We start from the raw sequence: 23,859 nt of genomic DNA on the forward strand, positions 1-23,859 counted from the left end.
TCCGGTGCTACATAACACAGCGATATCATTTCGATATTCCGTCTATGCCTATTGTTTATTATTGCTTTTTACAAATAAGCAGCGTGTGACCGATACCAATATTGTCGATCTGCTGTTCCACGATAAATCCTGCTTTACTCAACAACGGCAAAAATCGTCTGGCCGCATAAAAACGGCTGGAACCATTAGCAAGGCAGGTAAAATAGAGTGAAGAAGCGTTAAGGCTAAAGGCGCCAGCCTCCCACTGCTGACGATCCCAGAAAATCTCTAAAATACAGACCCGTGCATCTACTTTTATAGCACTGGCTATTTTGCGCAAAATAGCCACAATCTGCTCTTCGCTAAAACAGTCGAGAAACTGGCTCATCCACCATATATCCGCATCCTCAGGTAATGGGCTATCAGATAACATATCGACAGCAGTACCCTGAATACGATCGAGTTTTCCTGATCTTGCAATATTTTCTGTCGCCAGTGCGATTTGTTCCGGTAAATCCAGAATGGTGACCTTCACCTCTGAGTCATAGTCATAGCAGCGCATTGCCCACTTACCGGTATTCCCGCCAACATCGTATATATGTTTCGGTTTTAGTCGAAACACATGTGGCAATACGGCATCAAACGCGGCATCAGAATAAAAATGGTCGAATGCAAACCAACTGTCCTTTACCTGCTGCGGTAGTTGACTTAAAGCCGGATATATCGTTGACCACTTGCCAAAAACTTTTAACCCGGAAGGCTCATTTTTTGACAATGCTTCATCAAGATAAAACATTCCCTGATAACAAACATCCTGAGTGAAATCCATATTGACACGGGTCATTCGATCATGAAGAAGATAGTGCCCAACCTTGGCCAGAATATAGTGTTCGTCACGCTGAATGACGATACGCCCACTCAGTCCGACATCCAAAAGAAGCTCAATGGCATAGCGATTCAATGAAGTGACATCAACAATCTCATTAAGCATGGCGCCTTTGGAACCACTTTTGTCCAGAAAAGCCAAGATACCGTGATTGCGTAAATTAAGAGCGGCCTGAAACAGCATGGGGGCAAAAGCAATACGCTGGGCTTCGGTAATAGCATCCAGTGCACTGACGTTATCTCTGTCATATCCGTAAGACACGAGTGTTTCCCTTGAGGTCGAATGATTACAAATAAAAAATAAGGCCGAAGAAATATTCGGCCCTTAAAATTATTTAATTTGCTGGCCTGCGAGTTTTAATTGAATTTCTCGGTCCAGATTGTTTATCCAGCGATTATAATTACGGTGGATCTTCCCACCTCCGGCCATCAGATTCTGACTGCTGACATAATTGATGGAATAGCTGGTTTGCGAATAGGTTATGCGGATATCTGCTATGTGGCCGCGTTGATCAAGGTGTCCATTGATAACACCGGGGGACACCGGCACCATCACCCATTCACGCTCCAAACCAGCCTGAAGAATGGCCCTTTTCACCTGATCGGCCGTTTGCTGTGCTGCAATCGTTTTAGTTACATTTGCCACAGGAGCCGTGCGAGCACAGCCAGTCACAGCCAAAACACACGCCAACCCTAAGAAAATAAAATGTTTTTTCATAAAATCCCTGTCAATTAAATCAACATTTAAACTGCAGTGACGAAGCAGTGCCTAATGCGATGAATAAGAACTAACGCATTATTTAAACTATTTTACACAAAATGAATATACGTTGACAAAAAAACATCGGTTTCTGCTATGCAGATTCAAAGAACAGGGAAAGAACTAAACGAAGATAACGACTTAGACGTATTACCAATAGGATTAAGTGACAAAAAAATCCGCCTTATGAAACTCATAGAGCAAGTCACCACAAGACGGATTTAGTAAAAAAAACCTAAATTATTCAACCGTTACCGACTTGGCCAGGTTACGCGGCTGATCGACATCAGTACCTTTGATCAGGGCAACATGATAAGACAGCAACTGTAGCGGTACCGTATAGAAAATCGGTGCAATCACCTCTTCAATATGCGGCAGAGGAATAATTCTCATATTCTCGCTGCTGGTAAAGCCGGCATCTTCGTCGGCAAACACATACAGCTCGCCGCCGCGCGCGCGGACTTCTTCAATATTGGATTTCAGTTTTTCCAGCAGTTCGTTATTAGGCGCTACGACCACGACCGGCATATCCGCATCAATCAACGCCAGCGGACCATGTTTCAGTTCGCCTGCCGCATAGGCTTCCGCATGGATATAGGAGATTTCTTTCAACTTCAACGCCCCTTCCATCGCGATCGGATACTGATCGCCACGGCCCAGGAACAGCGCATGATGTTTATCAGAGAAACCCTCGGCCAGAGATTCGATGAGCTTATCCTGCGACAGCATTTGCTCGATTCGAGCGGGCAGCGCCTGCAAACCGTGTACGATATCATGCTCAATTTCGGCATCCATACCGCGCAGACGACCAATACGGGCCACCAGCATCAGCAGAACGGTGAGCTGAGTAGTAAACGCTTTGGTAGAAGCCACACCGATTTCCACACCGGCTTTGGTCATCAGTGACAGATCGGACTCACGCACCAGCGACGATCCCGCAACGTTACAAATGGCCAGTGAGCCCAGATATCCCAGCTCTTTAGACAAACGCAGCGCTGCCAGCGTATCTGCTGTTTCACCTGACTGAGACAGGGTAATCATCAGGCTATTCTGTCGTACCGCCGGTTTGCGATAGCGGAACTCGGAGGCGATTTCCACATCACACGGAATCCCCGCCAAAGCTTCAAACCAATAGCGGGAAACCATACCTGAATTGTAAGATGTGCCACAGGCGATGATCTGAACATGCTGCACTTTCGCCAGCAGTTCATCCGCTTTCGGGCCTAATTCAGAAAGATTGACCTCACCGTGACTGAAACGCCCTTCAAGGGTGTTCTTGATAGCCATCGGCTGCTCGTAAATCTCTTTCTGCATGTAATGACGGTAGGCCCCTTTGTCACCGGCATCGTAATTGACTTTCGATTCGATTTCTTCGCGCACGGCAAGCTGGCCGGATTTATCAAATACGCGAACGTCACGGCGGGTGATTTCCGCCACGTCGCCCTCTTCCAGAAACATAAAGCGACGGGTAACCGGCAACAGCGCCAGTTGGTCAGAAGCAATGAAGTTTTCCCCCATACCACGACCGATAACCAGCGGACTACCGGAACGAGCGGCAACCAGTACGCTCGGGTCACGGCTATCCAGAACCACCATGCCATAAGCACCGCGCAGTTGAGGGATCACACGCTTAACCACGTCAACCAGCGAACCGCCCTGCTTTTGTTCAAAGTGAACCAAATGAGCAACGACTTCGGTATCCGTTTCCGACACAAAACGATAGCCGCGTTCAATCATCAGCTCACGCAAAGGTTCGTGGTTTTCAATAATCCCGTTATGGACGATGATTATGTGTTCAGAAACATGCGGGTGCGCATTTTCCTCAGAAGGTTCACCGTGCGTTGCCCAGCGAGTATGGGCAATACCCGTACCGCCATGCAGCTCGTGTTCCTCGGCAGCCTGAGCCAGCATCTGAACTTTACCCAAACGACGCAGGCGAGAAACTCGCCCTTCACCGTCAACCACAGCCAGACCCGCCGAGTCATAGCCACGATATTCCAGGCGGCGTAAACCTTCTAACAGAATTTCTGCAATATCACGTTGCGCCACAGCGCCTACAATTCCACACATCGATTGTTGTTCCTATAAAAGTGACATATTGTGTCACCTGAGATGTCTTAGACCTGATTGTCCCGGTTTTTCCGGGTTCCCCGAGCCTTGTAGAGAGTTGGGGATTATTATGTTTTTCCCTGTACTTTCGGATGGCAAAAGCACAGGACAAAACGGCCTCCGTCGCTCACGGAGGCACAGGATTAGCGATTATGCCTTCTTCACCGGCCGTTTCCAGCCTTTGATATGCTGCTGCTTCACACGGCTGATCACCAAATCGTTTTCTGCCACGTCGCTCGTCACGGTGGTGCCCGCACCAATAGTAACACCGCTAGCCACATTGACCGGCGCCACCAGTTGGGTATCGGACCCGACAAACACATCATCACCAATAATGGTTTTATGTTTATTGGCGCCGTCATAGTTACAGGTGATCGTACCTGCACCAATATTAACACCAGAACCAATCTCCGCATCACCCAGATAGCTAAGATGACCCGCTTTCGATCCTTTTCCTAAACGCGTTTTTTTCAGTTCGACAAAGTTACCCACGTGGGCGCCTTCCGCCAGCTCCGCACCGGGACGCAGACGGGCGAATGGCCCTACGGTACAGTCAGCGTCCAGAACGGCATCTTCCAATACTGAGTATGGGCTGATTTCGCAATCATCACCAATCGCGCAATTCTTAATTACGCATCCCATACCGATTTTGACGCGGTTACCCAGTCTGACGTTACCTTCCAGCACCACATTGACATCAATTGTCACATCACGACCGTGCACCACATCACCGCGCAAATCAAACCGGATTGGATCAAGCAGCATGACCCCCGCCAGCAGGAGCCTTTCCGCCTGTTCGCGCTGATAAACACGCTCTAACGCCGACAACTGTAAACGGTTATTCACGCCTTCAACTTCGCTTAAACGCGCCGGATGAACCGTTTCAACCTGATTGCCTTCGGTCGCGGCCATGGCAATGATATCGGTGATGTAATATTCACCCTGCGCATTATTGTTATTTAACCGCCCAAGCCAGCGTTTCAAATCTTTGCCGTTAGCGACCAGAATACCGGTGTTGATTTCATTAATCCGGCGTTGTTCTTCGCTGGCATCCTTATGTTCAACAATCCCTACAACAGCACCATTTTCACGCACAATACGGCCATAACCCGTCGGATCGTCCAGCTTTACCGTCAGCAAACCAATTCCACCCTGTGGCTTTGCCTGTAACAACCGGCCCAGCGTTTGCGGTGAAATCAGCGGCACATCGCCGTATAACATCAGAATATCTTCATCGTCAGCAAAGTAGGGCGCAGCCTGCTGCATGGCATGACCGGTCCCCAACTGCTCGGCCTGTAATACCCAATTTAATGCCGGATCGGATAGCTCGCGCTTCAGCAAATCGCCACCGTGCCCGTAAACCAAATGAACATGCTGCGCACCCGTTGTCATCGCGGCATCAATCACATGCTGTACCATGGGCTTACCCGCTAACGGGTGCAAAACTTTGGGAAGATCGGAATACATGCGGGTTCCTTTACCAGCAGCAAGGATAACCACACTCATAGCACTATTCGACATAAGCATCCTGACAAAAACTGATTGGCAGACAATCAAAAAGAGTGGACAAGGTAAGCCCGTTACGGCCCATAGGGTCAGAGTTTACCGAAACTAGCGCATAACGCGGACAATTTTTCGTGAGTTTTTTCTGAAAAGATCAACACTGAATAAGTAAGTTTAACGAATGCCTGCTTTCGCCGGCATGAAACGAACGCAACGTTATAACAAAGGAGCCGGATATGGTGAATGTGGTGGGTATTGATCACCTTGCCATTCGCGTGAGTGATTTGGAACGGTCGAAACATTTTTATGATCGCGTCCTCAGCTTCCTGGGATTCACGATTGAGTGGGAGTTCGATCGCGTGATCGGCTGGAACAATGGCGAAACTATGTTCTGGATTACCGAGGCAGACGCGCAAGGCCGTAAACACCAGCACCGGACAGGTGATGTGGGATATCATCATTACGCATTCGAGGTAGAGAAACGTGAGGATGTTGATGCGCTTTATACCTTTCTTCAGCAAGAAAGCGTGACGATCGTGGATGCGCCAGCCGACTATCCCGATTACGGCGAGGGGTATTACGCGGTTTATTTTCTCGATCCAGACGGATTAAAGCTGGAGGTGATGTTTTTCCTGGAAAAACAGAAGCGACGCGCACTGAAGGCTGCACGGCGACATCCTGACGCCTAAAAACGTTTTTCAACGTCGCTTGCGGCGGCCCGCAGGGTGACGGGCAGGACACCCGTTATAAAAAAAGCCAGTCAGTTGATATTGACTGGCTTTTGTTTATCAGACGCTTATCTGTTACATCGCTTTTCTGGTCAGTTCGATAACGCGCAGCTTCGCAATTGCTTTGGTCAGCTCTGCGGAAGCCTGAGCATAATCCACATCGCCATGCGAGTTACGGATATGCTCTTCAGCTTTACGTTTCGCTTCCAACGCACGCGCTTCATCCAGATCCTGCCCACGGATGGCGGTATCTGACAGTACCGTTACCATATTCGGCTGCACCTCAAGGACGCCGCCGGACAGGTAGATATACTCTTCTTCGCCGTGCTGTTTAACAATACGAACCATACCAGGTTTAATGGCAGTGAGCAGAGGGGCATGTCCCGGATAAATACCCAGTTCGCCTTCGCTCCCCGTCACCTGGATTTTCTGTACCAGACCGGAGAACATTTGCTGTTCCGCACTAACGACATCCAGATGGTAAGTCATAGCAGCCATATCACCCTCCTACAAGGCGTTACAGTTTCTTGGCTTTTTCCATTGCTTCTTCAATGGAACCAACCATGTAGAACGCCTGCTCCGGCAGGTGGTCGTATTCGCCATCCATAATACCTTTAAAACCACGAATGGTATCTTTCAGCGAAACATACTTACCCGGAGAACCGGTGAACACTTCCGCCACGAAGAACGGCTGCGACAGGAAGCGCTGGATCTTACGGGCACGGGATACGACCAGTTTGTCTTCTTCCGACAGTTCGTCCATCCCCAGGATCGCAATGATATCTTTCAGTTCCTGATAACGTTGCAGAACAGACTGTACGCCACGCGCAACATCGTAGTGTTCCTGACCGACAACCAGCGGATCGAGCTGACGACTGGTGGAATCCAGCGGGTCAACGGCCGGATAAATACCCAGCGAAGCGATCTGACGGCTCAGTACCACGGTTGCATCCAGGTGGGCAAAGGTGGTGGCTGGCGACGGGTCAGTCAAGTCATCCGCAGGAACGTAAACCGCCTGAACGGACGTGATAGACCCTGTTTTGGTGGACGTGATACGTTCTTGCAGCACACCCATTTCTTCCGCCAGCGTCGGCTGATAACCCACCGCTGAAGGCATACGGCCCAACAGTGCGGACACTTCGGTACCGGCCAGGGTGTAACGATAGATATTATCGACAAACAACAGTACGTCACGGCCTTCATCACGGAATTTTTCCGCCATGGTCAGACCGGTCAGCGCAACGCGCAGACGGTTGCCCGGCGGCTCGTTCATCTGACCATACACCAGTGATACTTTATCAATAACGTTGGAATCGGTCATTTCGTGGTAGAAGTCGTTACCTTCACGGGTACGTTCACCCACGCCGGCAAATACGGAGTAACCGGAGTGCTCGATCGCGATGTTACGGATCAGCTCCATCATATTTACCGTTTTACCTACGCCCGCACCACCAAACAGCCCCACTTTACCGCCCTTGGCAAACGGACACATCAGGTCGATAACCTTGATGCCGGTTTCCAGCAGTTCCTGTGAGTTTGACAGTTCTTCATAGGTTGGCGCCGGACGGTGAATCGCCCAGCGGTCTTCTTCGCCGATCGGACCTTTCATGTCGACTGGTTCGCCCAGAACGTTCATGATACGGCCCAGCGTCGCTTTACCAACCGGTACTTCAATCGGGTGGGCCAGGTTGGTTACCGTCAACCCACGACGCAGACCGTCGGAAGAGCCCATTGCGATACAACGAACAACGCCGCCGCCCAACTGCTGCTGCACTTCCAGCACCAGCTTTTCAGCACCGTTCTCTACCTCAAGCGCATCGTACACTTTCGGTACGGCATCTTGCGGGAACTCGACGTCCACCACGGCGCCGATTACCTGGATAATCTTTCCAGTAGCCATCTTGAATCCTCTACGTAATTCGACAATACGTAATTCGTAAACCTGCTTTAAACCGCGGAGGCTCCCCCGACGATTTCGGTGAGTTCCTGGGTGATACTGGCCTGACGAGCTTTGTTGTATACCAACTGCAACTCTTTGATCAGGCTACCGCCGTTGTCAGTCGCCGCTTTCATTGCAACCATTCGCGCGGCCTGTTCGCTGGCCAGGTTTTCCACAACGCCCTGATAAACCTGAGATTCCACATAACGGCGCAGCAGGGTATCCAGCAGCGACTTAGGATCGGGCTCATACAGGTAATCCCAGGCTTTTTTCTTCAACTCACCGTCATCCGAAGGCGGTAACGGTAACAGCTGAACAACAAGCGGTTCCTGAGACATGGTATTGATGAACTTGTTACTCACGATGTACAGCTTGTCCAGACGACCTTCGTCGTAGGCTTGCAGCATAACTTTCACCGGACCGATCAATTCTGACACGGAAGGGTTATCCCCCATGCCGGTGACCTGAGCAACAATGTTACCGCCTACTGAACCGAAAAAAGAGACCGCTTTGGAGCCAATCAGCGCTAAATCGGTTTCAACGCCTTTCTCACTCCAGGATTTCATATCAGCCAGCAGCTTTTTAAACAGGTTAATGTTCAAACCACCGCACAGGCCACGGTCAGTAGACACCACCAAATACCCAACGCGCTTCACATCACGCTCTTCCAGGTACGGGTGTTTATATTCCAGATTTCCTAACGCAAGGTGACCGATCACTTTGCGTATGGTTTCCGCATAAGGACGGCTGGCCGCCATACGATCCTGCGATTTACGCATTTTGGAAGCGGCGACCATTTCCATCGCTTTGGTGATCTTCTGCGTGTTCTGGACGCTTGCGATCTTACTACGTATCTCTTTTGCGCCGGCCATCTTTTGCTTCTCCTCAATGCCTTGCGGCCTGCTTTACAGCAGGCCACCGGGCGTTACCAGGACTGGGTTGCCTTAAAAGTATCGAGGATATTCTTAAACTTGCCCTCGATCTCATCGTTATAAGCGCCAGTCTGGTCGATTTGTTGCAGAAGTTCGCCATGCTCGCGATCTGCATAAGCCAGCAGTGCCGCTTCAAAGCTACCGACTTTTGCCAGATCGACGTCTTCCAGATAACCACGTTCCGCCGCAAACAGAACCAGAGACTGCTGCGCGACAGACATCGGCGCATACTGTTTCTGTTTCAGCAACTCGGTCACTTTCTGACCATGGCTTAACTGTTTACGCGTTGCATCGTCAAGATCGGATGCAAACTGAGAAAACGCGGCCAGTTCACGATACTGTGCCAGCGCGGTACGGATACCACCGGACAGTTTTTTCATGATCTTGGTCTGTGCCGCGCCGCCCACACGAGATACGGAGATCCCCGGGTTAACCGCAGGACGGATACCGGCGTTAAACAGATTGGATTCCAGGAAGATCTGACCATCGGTAATGGAAATGACGTTGGTCGGAACAAACGCCGAAACGTCACCAGCCTGGGTTTCAATGATTGGCAAAGCAGTCAGAGAACCCGTTTTTCCTTTCACTTCACCCTTGGTGAAGGCTTCCACGTACTCAACGTTTACACGCGCAGCACGTTCCAGCAAGCGGGAGTGGAGATAGAAAACGTCACCCGGATAAGCTTCACGACCTGGCGGACGACGCAGCAGCAGGGAAATCTGACGATAAGCGACGGCCTGTTTGGACAGGTCATCATAAATGATCAACGCATCTTCGCCACGGTCGCGGAAGTACTCGCCCATTGCGCAACCGGCATACGGCGCCAGATATTGCAGCGCGGCGGATTCAGATGCCGTCGCCACCACCACAATGGTGTTTTCCAGTGCGCCATGCTCTTCCAGTTTACGTACCACGTTGGAAATGGTGGACGCTTTCTGACCGATAGCGACGTACACACATTTGATGCCGGATTCACGCTGGTTGATGATGGCATCGATAGCCAGTGCGGTTTTACCCGTCTGACGGTCACCGATGATCAATTCACGCTGACCACGACCGATCGGGATCATGGCGTCGACGGATTTATAACCCGTCTGCACCGGCTGATCGACGGACTGACGTTCGATAACGCCGGGCGCAATCGCTTCAACCGCAGAAAAACCGTCGTGATCCAATGGGCCTTTACCATCAATCGGCGCGCCCAGCGTGTTCACTACGCGCCCCAGCAAACCACGGCCAACCGGTACTTCAAGAATACGGCCGGTACATTTTACTTTCATGCCTTCGGCCAGGTCCGCATACGGACCCATCACTACCGCACCAACGGAGTCGCGCTCCAGGTTCAGTGCAATCGCATAACGGTTGCCCGGCAGAGAAATCATCTCCCCCTGCATGACATCGGCAAGACCGTGAATGCGGATGATCCCGTCGCTGACGGAAACAATAGTACCTTCATTGTGAGCTTCGCTCACCACATTGAACTGAGCAATGCGCTGCTTGATCAGTTCGCTGATTTCGGTGGAATTCAGTTGCATGCTCCAGTCCCCTTAAGACTGCAAGACGTCTGCCAGACGATCCAGACGACCGCGAATGCTGCCATCTATCACCATATCACCCGCGCGAATAACCACGCCGGCGATGACAGACTTATCAATTTTGCAATTCAGCTTCACTTTGCGTGACAGACGTTGTTCCATCGCGGCCGCTATCTTCGATAGCTGCTGCTCACTCAACGCACTGGCAGAAATGACTTCGACATCAACCGTCGATTCCTGTGCTGCCCGCAGTTGAATAAATTGTTCCAGTACTTCAGGAAGCACCAGTAAACGTCCGTTCTCGGCCATCACCTTAATCAGGTTCTGACCGGCTTCATCAAGTTGATCACCACAAACGGCAATGAACGTTTTGGCCAGTTCGCTCGGTGCTACCGCACCAGAAAGCAACTCGGCCATCTGATCGTTACGCGTTACTTCGGCCGTAAACGCCAGCATGGTCTGCCAGCGATCAATAACCTGATTCTCAACCGCAAAGTCAAAAGCTGCTTTGGCGTAGGGGCGAGCTACCGTGACAAATTCAGACATCGGCCCCTCCCTCCTTACAGTTCAGCGACCAGTTTATCAACGATGTCGCTGTTAGCAGCTTCATCCACGGAACGTTCAATAATTTTCTCGGCACCGGCAATAGCCAACATGGCGACTTGCTTACGCAACTCTTCACGCGCACGTTTACGTTCGGCTTCAATTTCAGCCTGCGCTTGCGCCACAATCTTGTTACGTTCAGCTTCCGCTTCAACTTTAGCTTCATCCAGGATCTGAGCGCGGCGTTTGTTCGCCTGCTCAATGATAACCTGTGCATCCGCTTTGGCTTTTTTCAGTTGGTCTGTCGCATTGGCCTGCGCTAAGTTCAAATCTTTTTTGGCACGTTCAGCAGAAGCCAGACCGTCAGCAATTTCTTTCTGACGCTTCTCGATGGCAGCCATAATTGGCGGCCATACGTACTTCATGCAGAACCAGACAAACAGGACGAACGCAATGGCTTGGCCGAGGATTGTTGCATTAATATTCACAGCACAATGCCTCTTTCAAAGTTAAATAAGTTGATGTTTCCAACCCCAGCAGAAAACATTTCCGCTTAGGCCACCGCAAACATCACATACAGACCCAGACCAACAGCAATCATCGGGATGGCGTCAACCAGGCCCATTACGATAAAGAACTGTGTACGCAGCAGAGGAATCAGGTCAGGCTGACGAGCAGCGCCTTCCAAGAATTTACCACCCAGAATGCCGATACCGATCGCAGCACCGATAGCCGCCAAACCCATCATCAAAGCGGCAGCCATGTACAGCAGATCCACACTCAGGTTTTCCATGACAGTCTCCAGTTTGTTTCAGTTAAAACGTTATTGTGTTGAAAGAAAATTAATGCTCTTCAGATGCCATCGAGAGATAAACAACCGTCAGAACCATGAAAATAAAAGCCTGAAGCGTAATAATCAAAATGTGGAAAATGGCCCAGGGCACATTCAACAACCATTGCGACCACCACGGCAGCAAGCCGGCAATCAGGATGAAGATCAACTCACCCGCATACATGTTGCCAAACAGTCGCAAACCAAGAGAAATCGGTTTGGACAGCAGGCTGACACCTTCAAGAATCAGGTTGATAGGAATAAAAACTGGATGATTGAACGGCTGCATGGTCAGTTCTTTCACAAAACCGCCAACGCCTTTCATTTTGATGCTGTAGAACAGAACGAGGGCGAATACCCCAAGCGCCAGGGACAGCGTAATGTTCACGTCGGCAGAAGGCACCACGCGCAGCGCAGGTAATCCCAGAACGTGCTCGCCGATATAAGGCAGGAAATCGATTGGCAGCAGATCCATCAGGTTCATCAGAAATACCCAGACGAAAATGGTCAGCGCCAGAGGAGCGATCAGTTTACTCTTGCCGTGGAACATATCGCGCACGTTGCTATCAACGAAACCGACAATCAATTCGACCGCCGTTTGCAATTTTCCCGGCACGCCGCTGGTCGCGTTTTTCGCAACCCGACGGAAGATAACCAGAAAGAGGATCCCAAGCGCGACAGAGAAAAACATCGAATCGATGTTGATCGACCAGAATCCCGTTCCCACCTGCAAATGCGTCAGATGATGACCGATATACTCTTGCGGAGTAGAGATTTCCCCAGCAGCCATGATGTCTCTTACCCTTTTGTTGTTAATTACGGTAACGATTAATTACGGCCGGTGCCACTACCTGCATAACCAGCACCGATAAATAAGTCAGGCCAAGCGGAAAAAAAGCCGCTTTGAATACGCCCAGCGCCACCACCAACAATCCAATGGTGATCAATACCTTGAGTGCCTCACCGATAGCGAATGACCAGGCAACGCGTCCATCAGCTGGTTTATGCGACTGATGGCGCAAGGCAAACAGAACAAACAAAACATTCGGCAACCAGGCCGCCAATCCCCCACCCAACGCTGAAGCACCGGCTTCAGCACTGTTAACGCTGAAAACAACGCTTAACAGAACAAAAGTGGCTAACTGCAACAACAGCAGCTTTAAAGCCGTTTTTCCGCTGTAAAGGGACACAGACATGACGTTCGCTCTCTCCGTACCTTCCAGAGGTATGCTGAATGACGTATAAAACTGCCTTTACACCATTGAGTCAAGCAGCAAAAAACGAGCAAATTATACGGGTCATACCTGCGAATTCAATCGATAAGTAGCGAAAAGGTGAACAATTATTTAAATTTCTTTCTGGAGCCTCGTTTTTACTAACTATCATCATCACACCAACGTGGCGGCATTCATTTCTAAAGGCTTCTAATGTGTGATATGACTCACATAAAAGCATGCCGAACTATTTATAGCCTATTGCGTTTTTTTTTGTCTTTAGCAAAAAAAGGGGTTTATTTTATTTAATTTCAATAGATTATAAAAAAACACAATCAAAACACCTGATAAACGCGGTTTCAACCATCTATTGACATTATTGATATTATTTTTTTACTCAATTAACAAAAAAGCAGCTAACTTTTGACAACGTTGATTTATTTTCGCCCGTTATTATTCAATATGAAAGCAATCCAAACGCCGGAAAAAAACCTCATATGTAAAAATTAGGTGATCTCCGGTAGCTGGCGAACGCATATTTATTCCGTCTATGAGTCGGTACGGGTAATGCAATTAGTTATAATTTTTTTGATAAAAAGCAAAATTAGTTTGGTTTAAGTACCACCAAATGACGCTCACCTGCCAATTCCGGCACTGACAAACGGATCGCCTGTTCCAGCTCAACGCCTTGCGGCAGAGCAGACAGTTCATCCTCAGGCAGGATTCCTTTTAACGCATAAAAACGCCCAGAAGGTCTGGCGGGCAAATGACGGCACCACTCGACCATATCCTGCAAAGAAGCGAAGGCGCGGCTGATTACGCCGTCAAAAGGCGGTTCAGCGTCAAAATCTTCCACCCGGCTCTGTACCGGCGTAATGTTTTCAAGCTTTAATTCATGCTGTACCTGACGCAAAAAGCGGATGCGTTTTCCCAGGCTGTCCAACAGCGTAAAATGCGATTCAGGCCGCATAATCGCCAGAGGAACGCCCGGTAAGCCCGGACCCGTCCCCACATCAATAAAATTTTGCCCCTGCAAATAGGGTTCAACCACGATGCTGTCCATGATATGACGGACCAGCATTTGTCTGGGATCGCGAACGGAAGTCAGGTTATAGGCCTTATTCCATTTATTCAGCATCTCAACATACTGTATCAGCAAGTGTTTTTGCTTATCTGAGATCACAATCCCAGCACGGTTCAGCAGATTATCGAGAGTGTTGTGCACAAATAAGATCCCTGAAAATATTCATAGACGCTACAGACAGCCGGATCACCGGCTGTTCTGAGAGAGACAAGTGTACGCTAAATCAGGCGCTGCGACGCAACAACCCTTGTTTTTTCAGCCATACCAGCAGAATAGAGATGGCGGCAGGGGTGATCCCCGAAATACGCGACGCCTGGCCAATGGAAGCAGGTTTGTGATCGTTCAGCTTGGCGATAACTTCATTGGACAGACCATTTACCTGACGATAATCCAGATCGACTGGCAGAATGGTATTTTCATTACGCAGCTGTTTTTCGATCTCGTCCTGCTGGCGGGCGATATAACCTTCGTATTTAACCTGGATTTCAACCTGTTCAGCGGCTTGTTCATCGGTCAACGCTGGCGCAAACAACGGCAGGTTGGTCAGCATGGCATAATCCACTTCCGGACGGCGCAACAGCTCTTCCCCATTTGATTCCCGCGACAGCGGCGTTTTAAGCAGGGAATTGACCTGATCCCGTTGTTCCGACTGCGGATGAACCCGGATATCGCGTAAACGTTGACGCTCTTTCTCAATGCGTTCCAACTTCTCATTAAAACGAGCCCAGCGATTGTCGTCCACCATGCCCAGCTCGCGACCAATTTCCGTCAGACGCAGGTCGGCGTTGTCTTCACGCAGCATCAGACGATATTCGGCGCGCGAGGTAAACATGCGGTAGGGTTCTTTTGTCCCCAATGTGCAAAGGTCATCGACAAGTACGCCCAAATAGGCCTGATCGCGACGCGGAGACCAACCTTCCTGTTCGAAAGCCAGGCGGGCGGCGTTAAGTCCTGCCAGCATGCCCTGCGCCGCCGCTTCTTCGTAACCGGTTGTTCCATTGATTTGGCCAGCAAAGAACAGCCCATGGATAAATTTATTTTCCAGAGTCGGTTTTAAATCTCGCGGATCGAAGAAATCGTACTCGATGGCATAACCCGGACGAACAATTCGCGCGTTCTCCATGCCTTTCATCGAACGGACAATCTGCCATTGCACATCGAACGGTAAACTGGTCGAAATGCCGTTTGGATAAATTTCATTGCTGGTCAGACCTTCTGGCTCCAGAAAGATCTGATGCGCATTACGATCGGCAAAACGCATCACCTTGTCTTCGATCGACGGGCAATAGCGCGGCCCGATCCCTTCAATGATCCCGGCATACATGGGGCTGCGATCCAGGTTATTGCGGATCACTTCATGCGTTTTTTCATTGGTATGCGTGATATAGCATGGCATCTGCGCCGGATGCTGGCCGGCATTACCCAGGAAAGAGAAAACCGGCATGGGGTTGTCGCCATGCTGCTGGGTCAATACGCTGAAATCGATTGTTCTGGCGTCAATACGCGGCGGCGTCCCGGTTTTAAGGCGATTTACCCGTAAAGGCAATTCACGCAGACGCCGCGCCAATGGGATGGATGGCGGATCGCCCGCACGTCCGCCGCTGTAATTATCCAGACCAATATGAATTTTTCCGTCAAGGAAGGTGCCTACGGTTAAAACAACGGCGCTGGCACGGAATTTCAGCCCCATTTGGGTTACGGCACCCACCACACGATCGTTTTCAACAATCAGATCGTCCACCGCCTGCTGGAAGATCATCAGGTTGGGTTGATTTTCCAGTGCGGTACGTACCGCCTGACGATACAGTACGCGATCGGCCTGAGCCCGTGTCGCTCTGACCGCGGGTCCTTTGCTGATGTTTAGTATCCTAAACTGAATGCCGGCCTGATCGACAGCGCGGGCCATCAGTCCCCCCATGGCATCGATCTCTTTAACCAGATGGCCTTTCCCTATGCCGCCAACCGCCGGATTACAAGACATTTGTCCCAGCGTATCAATGTTATGCGTAAGTAAAAGGGTTTTGCGTCCCATTCGGGCTGAAGCCATGGCTGCTTCGGTTCCCGCATGACCGCCACCGATCACGATGACGTCAAATGGATCTGGATAAAACATGGTACTGCTCCTCGCATGGTTGCGAATGATCGTTGCTTGCCTGGGGTGGGGGATTCTACTCAACTTTGTTCAAACGACCAAGCTCGTTGGATCGTCGTTAATTAAAGAAAGATCTTTTTATTTAAAGATCTCTTTATTAGATCTCTTATTAGGATCGACATGTCCTGTGCATAAGTGTCTATTTACTTTTATGATCAATTAATTATCCGGGATCACTAGCTGTGGACGATCGGTGATCCTATAACGTATAAGCTGGGATCTTAATGGCTAGTTATGCACAGGACGAAAAACGTACATGGGTTGTTATTGGGATAACTACTGCTTTTACACCTAAATAAAGCATAGTTATCCACATTCAATCGCTGATTATTTCGCCTTATTTGAGTAAATCAGCCCAGGATCCCAGCCATACTTCCGCTGGATCCTCGGGAATTTCATGTTCGGTAACGTCGATCTGCAATATCTCCCCGATCCTTTTTGCTCCCGACTGGGTCAGTACACGATCCGCTGTCTGGATCGCGCCGCAAAAGGTATCGTATTCTTTGCTGCCAATGCCGATAGCACCAAAACGAACCTGTGAAAGATCGGGTTTTTGTTGCTCCAACTGTTCAAACAGCGGTTGCAGATTGTCGGGCAGTTCGCCGGCGCCATGCGTTGAGGTCACAACCAGCCAGAGACCCCTATCCGGTAGTTCATCCAGCTCGGGGCCATGCAGCATTTCAGTGGAGAAACCTTCTTTTTCCAGCAGTTCGGCCAAATGTTCAGCCACGTATTCCGCACCACCCAACGTACTGCCACTGATTAACGTAATGTCTGCCATAACCATCCCACCAGATAAAAGACGGGACATTGTACGCTGTGATCTGTCTGGGATCTACCTGTGGATAATATGGGTATAGTAAAAAAGCCTTATGGCGTGATGGTCCGCATAATGGGGTTCTGCAAGGAGATCAGCGTTTCTGTGGATTGGATTTCATCAATGGTCTGGATCTTGTTGATAAGTACATGTTGCAGGGCATCGATTGAACGACACATGACTTTAATAAAGATGCTGTAATGGCCTGTGGTGTAATAGGCTTCAACCACTTCTTCCAGATTGTTCAGTTTTTCCAGCGCGGAGGGATAGTCTTTGGCGCTTTTCAAAATGATACCGATAAAACAGCATACGTCATAACCCAGCTGCTTTGGATTTACGTCCACGCGCGTTCCGACAATTATTCCTGCCTGTTTCATCTTTTCTACCCGAACGTGAATCGTACCTGGACTGACGGTAAACTGCTTTGCCAGTTCAGCATAAGGTGTCCGTGCATTTTCCATTAGTGCCGAAAGGATGCCGCGATCGAGATTATCGATCTGATAAATTTCCGCCATTTTTCGCCTCCTGAATTATCAAATTATCATTTTATAGCGCTATAAAATGATGGATTAAATCTATAAAGGCAATTTATCCATAAGATTATTGAATGGCACGTTGTTTTTATTGCTTAATGAGTGACTAAAGTGGTCAATGAGAAACGGCAATGAAAAAACAGTACATTGAAAAACAACGGCAGATCAGCTTCGTCAAATCATTTTTCTCCCGCCAGCTGGAGCAGAAGCTGGGGCTGATTGAAGTTCAGGCGCCTATTCTCAGCCGCATCGGTGATGGTACTCAGGATAACCTGTCCGGTACGGAAAAAGCGGTACAGGTTAAAGTAAAAGCCTTACCCGATGCTTCCTTTGAAGTGGTTCACTCTCTGGCTAAGTGGAAGCGCAAAACATTAGGCACTTACGACTTCGGCGCGAGTGAAGGGATCTATACTCACATGAAAGCCTTGCGCCCTGATGAAGATCGCCTCAGTCCGATCCACTCGGTGTATGTTGATCAGTGGGATTGGGAACGCGTGATGGGCGATGGCGAGCGCCATGTTGACTACCTGAAATCGATCGTTACGCAAATCTATCAGGGAATTAAGGAAACGGAAGCCGCCGTTCATCAGGCTTTTGGCATTCAACCTTTCCTGCCGGATAACATTCAGTTTGTACATACTGAAACGTTGCTGGAGCGCTACCCCGATCTGGATGCAAAAGGACGTGAGCGCGCGATTGCCAGGGAACTGGGCGCCGTATTCCTGATAGGGATTGGCGGTAAGCTGTCCAGCGGTCAGTCCCACGATGTACGAGCGCCTGATTATGATGACTGGACCACGCCGGGAGAGCAGGGGCTGGCGGGGCTGAACGGTGATATCGTGGTATGGAACCCCGTTCTGAACGATGCTTTTGAAATTTCTTCCATGGGAATTCGTGTTGATGCCGCTACGCTGAAGCGTCAATTGTCTCTGACACAGGATGAAGATCGTTTGAAACTGGAATGGCACCAGGCGCTGTTGCGCGGGGAAATGCCGCAGACCATCGGCGGCGGCATCGGTCAGTCACGACTGGTGATGCTGTTGCTGCAACTGTCTCATATCGGTCAGGTTCAGTGCGGTGTCTGGCCGCTGTCGGTGCGGGAGTCGGTTCCCGACCTGCTTTAATCAATCCGCGAGCCTGTGCTGCCAACGGCGCATCAGGCGGCTTTTCAACCCGGTATCAAAGCGCCAGATATGGTCGAAAATGTGCATGATGCCGGGTTTCCCGTGATCGGACATCGCTACGGCATGAAACCGGTGCTGAAACTGTCTTTGACGATGGCGTACCTTGTTAACCACCTCATCCGGTAAACGCTGAGCAATAAAATCCGAAATTACGACGGCATCGGCATCATGCCAGAGTGTGTCATCCATTTTTTCAAGCAGCGCCGACAAGCAGGCGCTCAGATCGGTGCCTCCGCGGAAAGACTGGCTGAGAAAACGTATCGCCTGTTCGATACCGTTGGCCGAAGTTAGCTCATATCTCACCATGCCCGTTGAAAATAACATGATGTAGCAACGTCGATTATCCGCCAGCGCAATGCGTAACAGCGCCAGACAAAATGCTTTGGCGCAGCGTTCGTTAAATCCGCCCATCGAACCTGACGTATCGACGCAGACGATAAAGGGTCCGCGCGGTTGTTGTTCGTTCTGTTGATGAATAACCGGCCGTTCGGTAGTCTTTTCACGCCAGTTTTCGCCCTGCAAACGATAGGTCAGTAAACGGTGTTCCAACAGTCGGCGGTAAAACTCATATTCCAGTTCGCCAATGCTCATGGCCGCCAGTTCTACCGGTAATAAGCGAAGAATATCGTCACTCTGATGAATCCCGCTCACTTCTTCCGGTACGGTAGCAGGTTCGCGCACCATCACTTTGAAGGCTTCTCTGGGGGTATCCTGACTGATGATGGATTTGGTTTCGCGACTGCGTCCCAGACGCTCTGCCAGATGTTGCAAATCTGGCTGTCGTTGCAGGAACGCGCCAAAATCCAACAGCGGCTGATAGTCGGTATGGATGCGCTTTCCGGCGCTGAGATCCCACAGCCGTCCTGCCGCGTTTTCATTCTCGGCCAGAATCGGTTCAAGTTTTCCGCTCAATGTAAGCCGCTGTTGCAGCTCATCCAACAGAATCTCGCGTTCCTGTTCCATTATCTGATGATGCAGAGAAAGCGTTTGCAGCGTCAGGCTCAGCCGCCAGCGTTGTAAAAACAGCGAGTGCAATCCGCTACTGATTTTTTGTCCGAGGGTCTGCTCCGGCGTATTGACCAACCGATCCGCCTGCGTGAGGAAAGGGGATTCAACCGCATCCAGCATGTTCATGATCCTGGGAAGACGCGTTTGAAATCCCTGATTATCCACAGCCTGAGAGCGTTGGTAACAATTGAATTCCGTTTCCAGCTCCTGTGGCGCTTGCGTATTGCGCAGGCGTTGTTTCAGGTTTTCTTTCCAGTCAGGCAGTTCATTAAGCAGGGCGGATTTAAGGGTGGGATATTTATCAAAGAAAATGGCCAGCTGTGGCGTCGCCAATAGCGTGACGATCAGATCGTCCAATAGCTCGTTTTCGTCTATCGACAGCAACAATTCCAGTGATTCGAGCGTTATCATCCTGGTTTAATCCTGTTCTGACTGTTGGATCTGTTCGGCCACCAGTTGCAGACTGGCTTCTATTTTGGCCAGCCATTCGCCCGGAACGAACAGACAGGGCTGATGCTGACCAAATAACCGCCGTTGCTCACGCAATTGGATATGCAGTTTTTCATATTCATCGGTGATTTCTGCCGGCAATGTGCAATCACGTTTTTCAGGCAGAGAAAGAATGGAAGATTGCAGGCTGATATCCCGGATAGTCAGGTGCAGGCGATCGTCTACCACCAGATCCAATCGTTGGGTAAAGCCAATGCCATTGAGTTTTCCTCTTATTTCTCCCCCTTTCTGTAACCAGTTTTGTAGAGCATGACGGTCAATAATCAGGTGGCTGACTTCAATTTCATTCAGGATTAACGGCCGTTGCAGAACCAGACTCAGTGAATCCGCCGTGAGCGTTTCAGGCAGAGAATAGTGGAATTTCCGGCCGAGAAAAGCGCCTTGTTTCTCTACCGATAAAGCCTGCAATTCGCTCTGCTGCATCTGATACTGTTGACGTTTTATGTTCAGCTGTTGCAGGCGGAACAACAAATTCTTCTGCTGGTAAGCCTGCTCGGTGAGCAACTGTTCAAGCTGTTGTTCTATCAACACCAGCGTATCGTGATCGTGCCAGAGACAATCTTTCAGCAGAATGATGTCAATCGGAGTGATACTTTCCCGTCCGCTGAAGAAGGCGCAGGCCTGAAGCAGGCGCAGCGCTTTCTTCCAACGCCTGTCGGAAACATAAGGGGCCTGTTCCAGGGTATCCAGCTGCTGGCGCAGTTGATAAATGAGTTCGAAACAGTTTTCCGGCAGTGAAACCCGATCAATCTCGCCTTGCCATTGTTGATATTCTTCATCGCTGACGCTGAGTGAATGGCTGACGGGGTTATCGCGGTCATTGCTGCTATTAACCAACAGGGCGCGAAAGTTATGTTTTTCCTGAACCTTATCCAGCCATAGGCGAATGAGCATGCGGTCGTACAGTGCTTCCAGGCTGCTGTCGGTTTCGGGTAATTCATTGGAGGCGGTGACCAGAAGGCGCATCGGGATGCGATCTTCGCTGTTGCCGTTACGAAAACGGCGCTCGTTAATGGCGGTGAGTAGCGTATTCAGAATGGCTGGACCCGCTTTCCAGATCTCATCCAGAAAGACGATCTCAGCTTCCGGCAGATAGCCCTCTGTCAAGCGCTGGTAGCGGCCTTCATCTTTTAACGCTTGAATCGATAGCGGGCCGAAGACTTCTTCCGGCGTGGAGAAGCGGGTCATCAGGTATTCGAAAGCATTCGCATGTCGAAAAGCGAATTTGAGACGTCGGGCGATCATGCTTTTCGCAATGCCCGGAGGACCCAGTAAAAAGACGCTTTCTCCGCTTAGCGCAGCCAACAGGCACAAACGAATGGCATGTTGCCGTTCATACAGACCATGCTCAAGCGCATTACTGAGACGCGAAATTCTTTCAGCCAGCGTGGCGGATTGAAGCATAACCAATCATTCTCATGGTGTTGTTCAGAAGGAGAACCGTCGTTTTCAGGAAAGCCTGAACTTTACAAAGACAATAGTAATAATAAACGGCAGATCACAGATTTTTATTAGTATGTTGTTACCGATTATTCCCCCTTCTGAGCCGATTAATCAATAAACCACTTTTTACAGGATGTTTCGTACTCGATATAAAAATAGGTTTTTACATTTTTTTGTGTATATGCATTTTGTTTCATGCATAACATGGCGTTATGCATATGTGCGTTTTTGAGCGAGCAAAAGCGGAATTTCGCTATTCGCTGACAGAATGGATAACAGAAGATAAGGTCTATGAGCTCAGAACATAAACGTTCGCTTCCGGCGGTAACGCTGGCGGCGATTGGCGTGGTCTATGGCGATATCGGGACCAGTCCGCTTTACACCCTGAGAGAGTGTTTATCCGGACATTTCGGTTTTGGTGTCGAACCCGATTCAGTATTTGGCTTTCTCTCCTTAATCTTTTGGCTGTTGATTATTATTGTCTCGCTTAAGTATCTGACCTATGTGATGAGAGCGGATAACGCTGGCGAGGGCGGGATACTCACCCTGATGTCGTTGGCCGGACGTAATACGTCGGATCGAATGACGTCGGTGTTGGTGATTTTGGGGTTGATTGGCGGCAGTTTCTTCTATGGCGAGGTGGTGATTACGCCAGCGATATCAGTGATGTCTGCCATGGAGGGGTTGAAAATAGCCGCGCCTTCCATGGACAACTATATCGTTCCGCTATCGATCATTGTTCTGACGCTGCTGTTTATTATTCAAAAGCACGGTACCGGCAGCATGGGGAAATTATTTGCCCCGGTCATGCTGGTTTGGTTTCTTACGCTTGGGGTGCTCGGTGCGCGCAGTATCATTGATAACCCCGACGTGTTGCGGGCGCTGAATCCGATGTGTGCCGTTCACTTCTTCGCCGAATACAGAATGGTTTCTTTTTTTGCTCTGGGGGCCGTGGTTCTGGCCATCACCGGGGTTGAAGCGTTGTACGCGGATATGGGGCATTTTGGCAAATTTCCTATTCGTCTCGCCTGGTTTATCGTGGTGTTGCCATCGCTGGTGTTGAACTATTTTGGTCAGGGCGCGTTGCTGCTGAAAAACCCGGAGGCCATTAAGAATCCTTTTTTCTTGCTGGCTCCCGATTGGGCGCTGATTCCGCTGCTGATATTGGCGACGTTGGCGACGATCATCGCCTCTCAGGCGGTGATTTCGGGCGTATTTTCTCTGACTCGTCAGGCGGTTCGTCTGGGGTATCTGCCCCCGATGCGCATTGTACATACCTCTGATATGGAGTCCGGACAGATCTATATCCCGGCGGTTAACGGGTTGCTATATATCGCCGTGGTGATCGTGATTGTCAGCTTTGAGCATTCAAGCAATCTGGCGGCGGCATACGGCATTGCGGTAACGGGAACGATGGTGTTAACCAGTATTCTGTTCTGTACGGTGGCGATTAAGAACTGGCATTGGCACCGCTATCTGGTGTGGGTATTACTGACCTGCCTGCTGTTTATTGATGTTCCGATGTTCCTGGCCAACGTGATGAAAATATTCTCAGGTGGTTGGCTGCCGCTGGCGTTGGGCATGGTGATGTTTATCATTATGACCACCTGGAAAAGTGAACGTTTCCGGTTATTGCGCCGTTTGCACGAGCACGGCAACTCGCTGGATGCGATGATTACTTCACTGGAAAAATCACCGCCGGTACGCGTACCGGGAACGGCGGTTTACCTGTCTCGCGCGATTCATGTCATTCCATTCGCACTTTTACATAACCTCAAACATAACAAGATATTGCATGAGCGCGTGGTGCTGTTAACCATGCGAACCGAAGATGCGCCCTATGTACTTAACGCTCGTCGGGTGACGGTAGAACAGCTTTCTCCCACGTTTTGGCGGGTCATTGCCAATTACGGCTGGCGCGAAACACCCAATGTGGAAGAGGTGTTTCATCGCTGCTGGCAGGATGGATTAACCTGCCAGATGATGGAGACATCGTTCTTTATGTCCAATGAATCACTGACGATGGGGAAACGCCCGTGGTATCTGCGACTACGTGGCAAACTCTTCATGATGCTCAGCCGTAACGCGCTGCGTGCGGCGGATCAGTTTGAAATACCGCCTAACAGGCTGATTGAGCTGGGTATTCAGGTAGAGATTTAAATCGCGTAA

General features: G+C 49.9%; 22 protein-coding genes. 3 read left to right on the forward strand and 19 right to left on the reverse strand.

The features are described 5' to 3' along the window. Positions 1–58: 58 nt before the first annotated feature. From DDT52_RS11790 to glmU, 4 genes are all read right to left on the reverse strand, one after another. Positions 59–1,126: a methyltransferase gene (locus tag DDT52_RS11790; protein WP_136156522.1), complete on the reverse strand. Its 1,068-nt coding sequence runs from the start codon at positions 1,124–1,126 to the stop codon at positions 59–61. A 69-nt stretch (positions 1,127–1,195) separates the two neighbouring features. Then, positions 1,196–1,582 (reverse strand): hypothetical protein, encoded by a 387-nt coding sequence (locus tag DDT52_RS11795; RefSeq protein WP_136156523.1) that lies wholly within the window; start codon positions 1,580–1,582, stop codon positions 1,196–1,198. Positions 1,583–1,864: 282 nt separating this feature from the next. After that, positions 1,865–3,694, reverse strand: coding sequence for a glutamine--fructose-6-phosphate transaminase (isomerizing) (gene glmS, locus DDT52_RS11800; protein WP_136156524.1), 1,830 nt, complete (start codon positions 3,692–3,694; stop codon positions 1,865–1,867). 189 nt (positions 3,695–3,883) lie between these two features. Continuing rightward, the gene (gene glmU / locus DDT52_RS11805) at positions 3,884–5,254 is read right to left on the reverse strand and encodes a bifunctional UDP-N-acetylglucosamine diphosphorylase/glucosamine-1-phosphate N-acetyltransferase GlmU (protein WP_136156525.1); all 1,371 of its coding nucleotides are present in this window, start codon (positions 5,252–5,254) and stop codon (positions 3,884–3,886) included. Positions 5,255–5,472: 218 nt separating this feature from the next. On the opposite strand from glmU, the gene DDT52_RS11810 reads away from it, so the two are divergent. Continuing rightward, positions 5,473–5,925 (forward strand): VOC family protein, encoded by a 453-nt coding sequence (locus DDT52_RS11810; protein WP_136156526.1) that lies wholly within the window; start codon positions 5,473–5,475, stop codon positions 5,923–5,925. Positions 5,926–6,039: 114 nt separating this feature from the next. Here DDT52_RS11810 and DDT52_RS11815 read toward each other — a convergent pair whose 3' ends face one another. From DDT52_RS11815 to asnC, 13 genes are all read right to left on the reverse strand, one after another. Further along, a complete protein-coding gene (locus tag DDT52_RS11815) occupies positions 6,040–6,453 on the reverse strand; it encodes a F0F1 ATP synthase subunit epsilon (protein ID WP_168709767.1) in 414 nt (137 codons plus the stop codon). 28 nt (positions 6,454–6,481) lie between these two features. Continuing rightward, on the reverse strand, positions 6,482–7,864 hold the full coding sequence (atpD, locus tag DDT52_RS11820; protein ID WP_136156527.1) for a F0F1 ATP synthase subunit beta: 1,383 nt from the start codon (positions 7,862–7,864) through the stop codon (positions 6,482–6,484). Positions 7,865–7,911: 47 nt separating this feature from the next. Then, positions 7,912–8,775, reverse strand: a complete 864-nt coding sequence (gene atpG, locus DDT52_RS11825) for a F0F1 ATP synthase subunit gamma (RefSeq protein ID WP_136156528.1) — start codon at positions 8,773–8,775, stop codon at positions 7,912–7,914. Between the two features lie 53 nt (positions 8,776–8,828). Continuing rightward, on the reverse strand, positions 8,829–10,370 hold the full coding sequence (gene atpA, locus DDT52_RS11830) for a F0F1 ATP synthase subunit alpha (protein ID WP_136156529.1): 1,542 nt from the start codon (positions 10,368–10,370) through the stop codon (positions 8,829–8,831). A 12-nt stretch (positions 10,371–10,382) separates the two neighbouring features. Then, positions 10,383–10,916 (reverse strand): F0F1 ATP synthase subunit delta, encoded by a 534-nt coding sequence (gene atpH, locus DDT52_RS11835; protein ID WP_136156530.1) that lies wholly within the window; start codon positions 10,914–10,916, stop codon positions 10,383–10,385. Between the two features lie 14 nt (positions 10,917–10,930). After that, positions 10,931–11,401, reverse strand: a complete 471-nt coding sequence (gene atpF, locus DDT52_RS11840) for a F0F1 ATP synthase subunit B (RefSeq protein ID WP_109491494.1) — start codon at positions 11,399–11,401, stop codon at positions 10,931–10,933. Positions 11,402–11,466: 65 nt separating this feature from the next. Further along, entirely contained in the window at positions 11,467–11,706 is a 240-nt protein-coding gene (gene atpE, locus DDT52_RS11845; RefSeq protein ID WP_005976545.1) for a F0F1 ATP synthase subunit C, read from the reverse strand. A 49-nt stretch (positions 11,707–11,755) separates the two neighbouring features. Next, entirely contained in the window at positions 11,756–12,535 is a 780-nt protein-coding gene (gene atpB / locus DDT52_RS11850; RefSeq protein WP_136156531.1) for a F0F1 ATP synthase subunit A, read from the reverse strand. 22 nt (positions 12,536–12,557) lie between these two features. After that, positions 12,558–12,941 carry a F0F1 ATP synthase subunit I gene (atpI, locus tag DDT52_RS11855; protein ID WP_136156532.1) on the reverse strand — a complete coding sequence of 128 codons (384 nt, stop codon included), beginning with the start codon at positions 12,939–12,941 and terminating at the stop codon, positions 12,558–12,560. Between the two features lie 622 nt (positions 12,942–13,563). After that, positions 13,564–14,184 (reverse strand): 16S rRNA (guanine(527)-N(7))-methyltransferase RsmG, encoded by a 621-nt coding sequence (gene rsmG, locus DDT52_RS11860; protein WP_136156533.1) that lies wholly within the window; start codon positions 14,182–14,184, stop codon positions 13,564–13,566. A gap of 82 nt (positions 14,185–14,266) precedes the next feature. After that, complete coding sequence (mnmG, locus tag DDT52_RS11865) at positions 14,267–16,156, reverse strand: tRNA uridine-5-carboxymethylaminomethyl(34) synthesis enzyme MnmG (protein ID WP_136156534.1); 1,890 nt, start codon at positions 16,154–16,156, stop codon at positions 14,267–14,269. Positions 16,157–16,532: 376 nt separating this feature from the next. Then, positions 16,533–16,976 carry an FMN-binding protein MioC gene (mioC, locus tag DDT52_RS11870; RefSeq protein WP_136156535.1) on the reverse strand — a complete coding sequence of 148 codons (444 nt, stop codon included), beginning with the start codon at positions 16,974–16,976 and terminating at the stop codon, positions 16,533–16,535. An 89-nt stretch (positions 16,977–17,065) separates the two neighbouring features. After that, positions 17,066–17,527: a transcriptional regulator AsnC gene (gene asnC, locus DDT52_RS11875; RefSeq protein ID WP_109491488.1), complete on the reverse strand. Its 462-nt coding sequence runs from the start codon at positions 17,525–17,527 to the stop codon at positions 17,066–17,068. A gap of 149 nt (positions 17,528–17,676) precedes the next feature. On the opposite strand from asnC, the gene asnA reads away from it, so the two are divergent. Beyond that, complete coding sequence (gene asnA, locus DDT52_RS11880; RefSeq protein ID WP_136156536.1) at positions 17,677–18,669, forward strand: aspartate--ammonia ligase; 993 nt, start codon at positions 17,677–17,679, stop codon at positions 18,667–18,669. Here the strand turns inward: asnA and viaA are convergent, their stop codons facing one another. Continuing rightward, positions 18,670–20,148 (reverse strand): ATPase RavA stimulator ViaA, encoded by a 1,479-nt coding sequence (gene viaA / locus DDT52_RS11885; protein WP_136156537.1) that lies wholly within the window; start codon positions 20,146–20,148, stop codon positions 18,670–18,672. A gap of 6 nt (positions 20,149–20,154) precedes the next feature. Next, positions 20,155–21,651 (reverse strand): ATPase RavA, encoded by a 1,497-nt coding sequence (gene ravA / locus DDT52_RS11890; RefSeq protein WP_136156538.1) that lies wholly within the window; start codon positions 21,649–21,651, stop codon positions 20,155–20,157. Positions 21,652–21,981: 330 nt separating this feature from the next. Between ravA and kup the strand changes: the two genes are divergently transcribed. Beyond that, complete coding sequence (kup, locus tag DDT52_RS11895; protein WP_136156539.1) at positions 21,982–23,850, forward strand: low affinity potassium transporter Kup; 1,869 nt, start codon at positions 21,982–21,984, stop codon at positions 23,848–23,850. Positions 23,851–23,859: the final 9 nt, after the last annotated feature.

It is taken from the genome of Brenneria roseae subsp. roseae, assembly GCF_003115845.1.
Lineage (GTDB): Bacteria > Pseudomonadota > Gammaproteobacteria > Enterobacterales > Enterobacteriaceae > Brenneria > Brenneria roseae.

Bases quoted from the DNA above. Each gene is read 5' to 3' on its own strand.
- DDT52_RS11795 (WP_136156523.1), bottom strand. From the start codon at position 1,582: ATGAAAAAACATTTTATTTTCTTAGGGTTGGCGTGTGTTTTGGCTGTG.
- glmS (WP_136156524.1), bottom strand. From the start codon at position 3,694: ATGTGTGGAATTGTAGGCGCTGTGGCGCAACGTGATATTGCAGAAATT.
- glmU (WP_136156525.1), bottom strand. From the start codon at position 5,254: ATGTCGAATAGTGCTATGAGTGTGGTTATCCTTGCTGCTGGTAAAGGA.
- DDT52_RS11810 (WP_136156526.1), top strand. From the start codon at position 5,473: ATGGTGAATGTGGTGGGTATTGATCACCTTGCCATTCGCGTGAGTGAT.
- DDT52_RS11815 (WP_168709767.1), bottom strand. From the start codon at position 6,453: ATGACTTACCATCTGGATGTCGTTAGTGCGGAACAGCAAATGTTCTCC.
- atpD (WP_136156527.1), bottom strand. From the start codon at position 7,864: ATGGCTACTGGAAAGATTATCCAGGTAATCGGCGCCGTGGTGGACGTC.
- atpG (WP_136156528.1), bottom strand. From the start codon at position 8,775: ATGGCCGGCGCAAAAGAGATACGTAGTAAGATCGCAAGCGTCCAGAAC.
- atpA (WP_136156529.1), bottom strand. From the start codon at position 10,370: ATGCAACTGAATTCCACCGAAATCAGCGAACTGATCAAGCAGCGCATT.
- atpH (WP_136156530.1), bottom strand. From the start codon at position 10,916: ATGTCTGAATTTGTCACGGTAGCTCGCCCCTACGCCAAAGCAGCTTTT.
- atpE (WP_005976545.1), bottom strand. From the start codon at position 11,706: ATGGAAAACCTGAGTGTGGATCTGCTGTACATGGCTGCCGCTTTGATG.
- atpB (WP_136156531.1), bottom strand. From the start codon at position 12,535: ATGGCTGCTGGGGAAATCTCTACTCCGCAAGAGTATATCGGTCATCAT.
- atpI (WP_136156532.1), bottom strand. From the start codon at position 12,941: ATGTCTGTGTCCCTTTACAGCGGAAAAACGGCTTTAAAGCTGCTGTTG.
- mnmG (WP_136156534.1), bottom strand. From the start codon at position 16,156: ATGTTTTATCCAGATCCATTTGACGTCATCGTGATCGGTGGCGGTCAT.
- mioC (WP_136156535.1), bottom strand. From the start codon at position 16,976: ATGGCAGACATTACGTTAATCAGTGGCAGTACGTTGGGTGGTGCGGAA.
- asnC (WP_109491488.1), bottom strand. From the start codon at position 17,527: ATGGCGGAAATTTATCAGATCGATAATCTCGATCGCGGCATCCTTTCG.
- asnA (WP_136156536.1), top strand. From the start codon at position 17,677: ATGAAAAAACAGTACATTGAAAAACAACGGCAGATCAGCTTCGTCAAA.
- viaA (WP_136156537.1), bottom strand. From the start codon at position 20,148: ATGATAACGCTCGAATCACTGGAATTGTTGCTGTCGATAGACGAAAAC.
- ravA (WP_136156538.1), bottom strand. From the start codon at position 21,651: ATGCTTCAATCCGCCACGCTGGCTGAAAGAATTTCGCGTCTCAGTAAT.
- kup (WP_136156539.1), top strand. From the start codon at position 21,982: ATGAGCTCAGAACATAAACGTTCGCTTCCGGCGGTAACGCTGGCGGCG.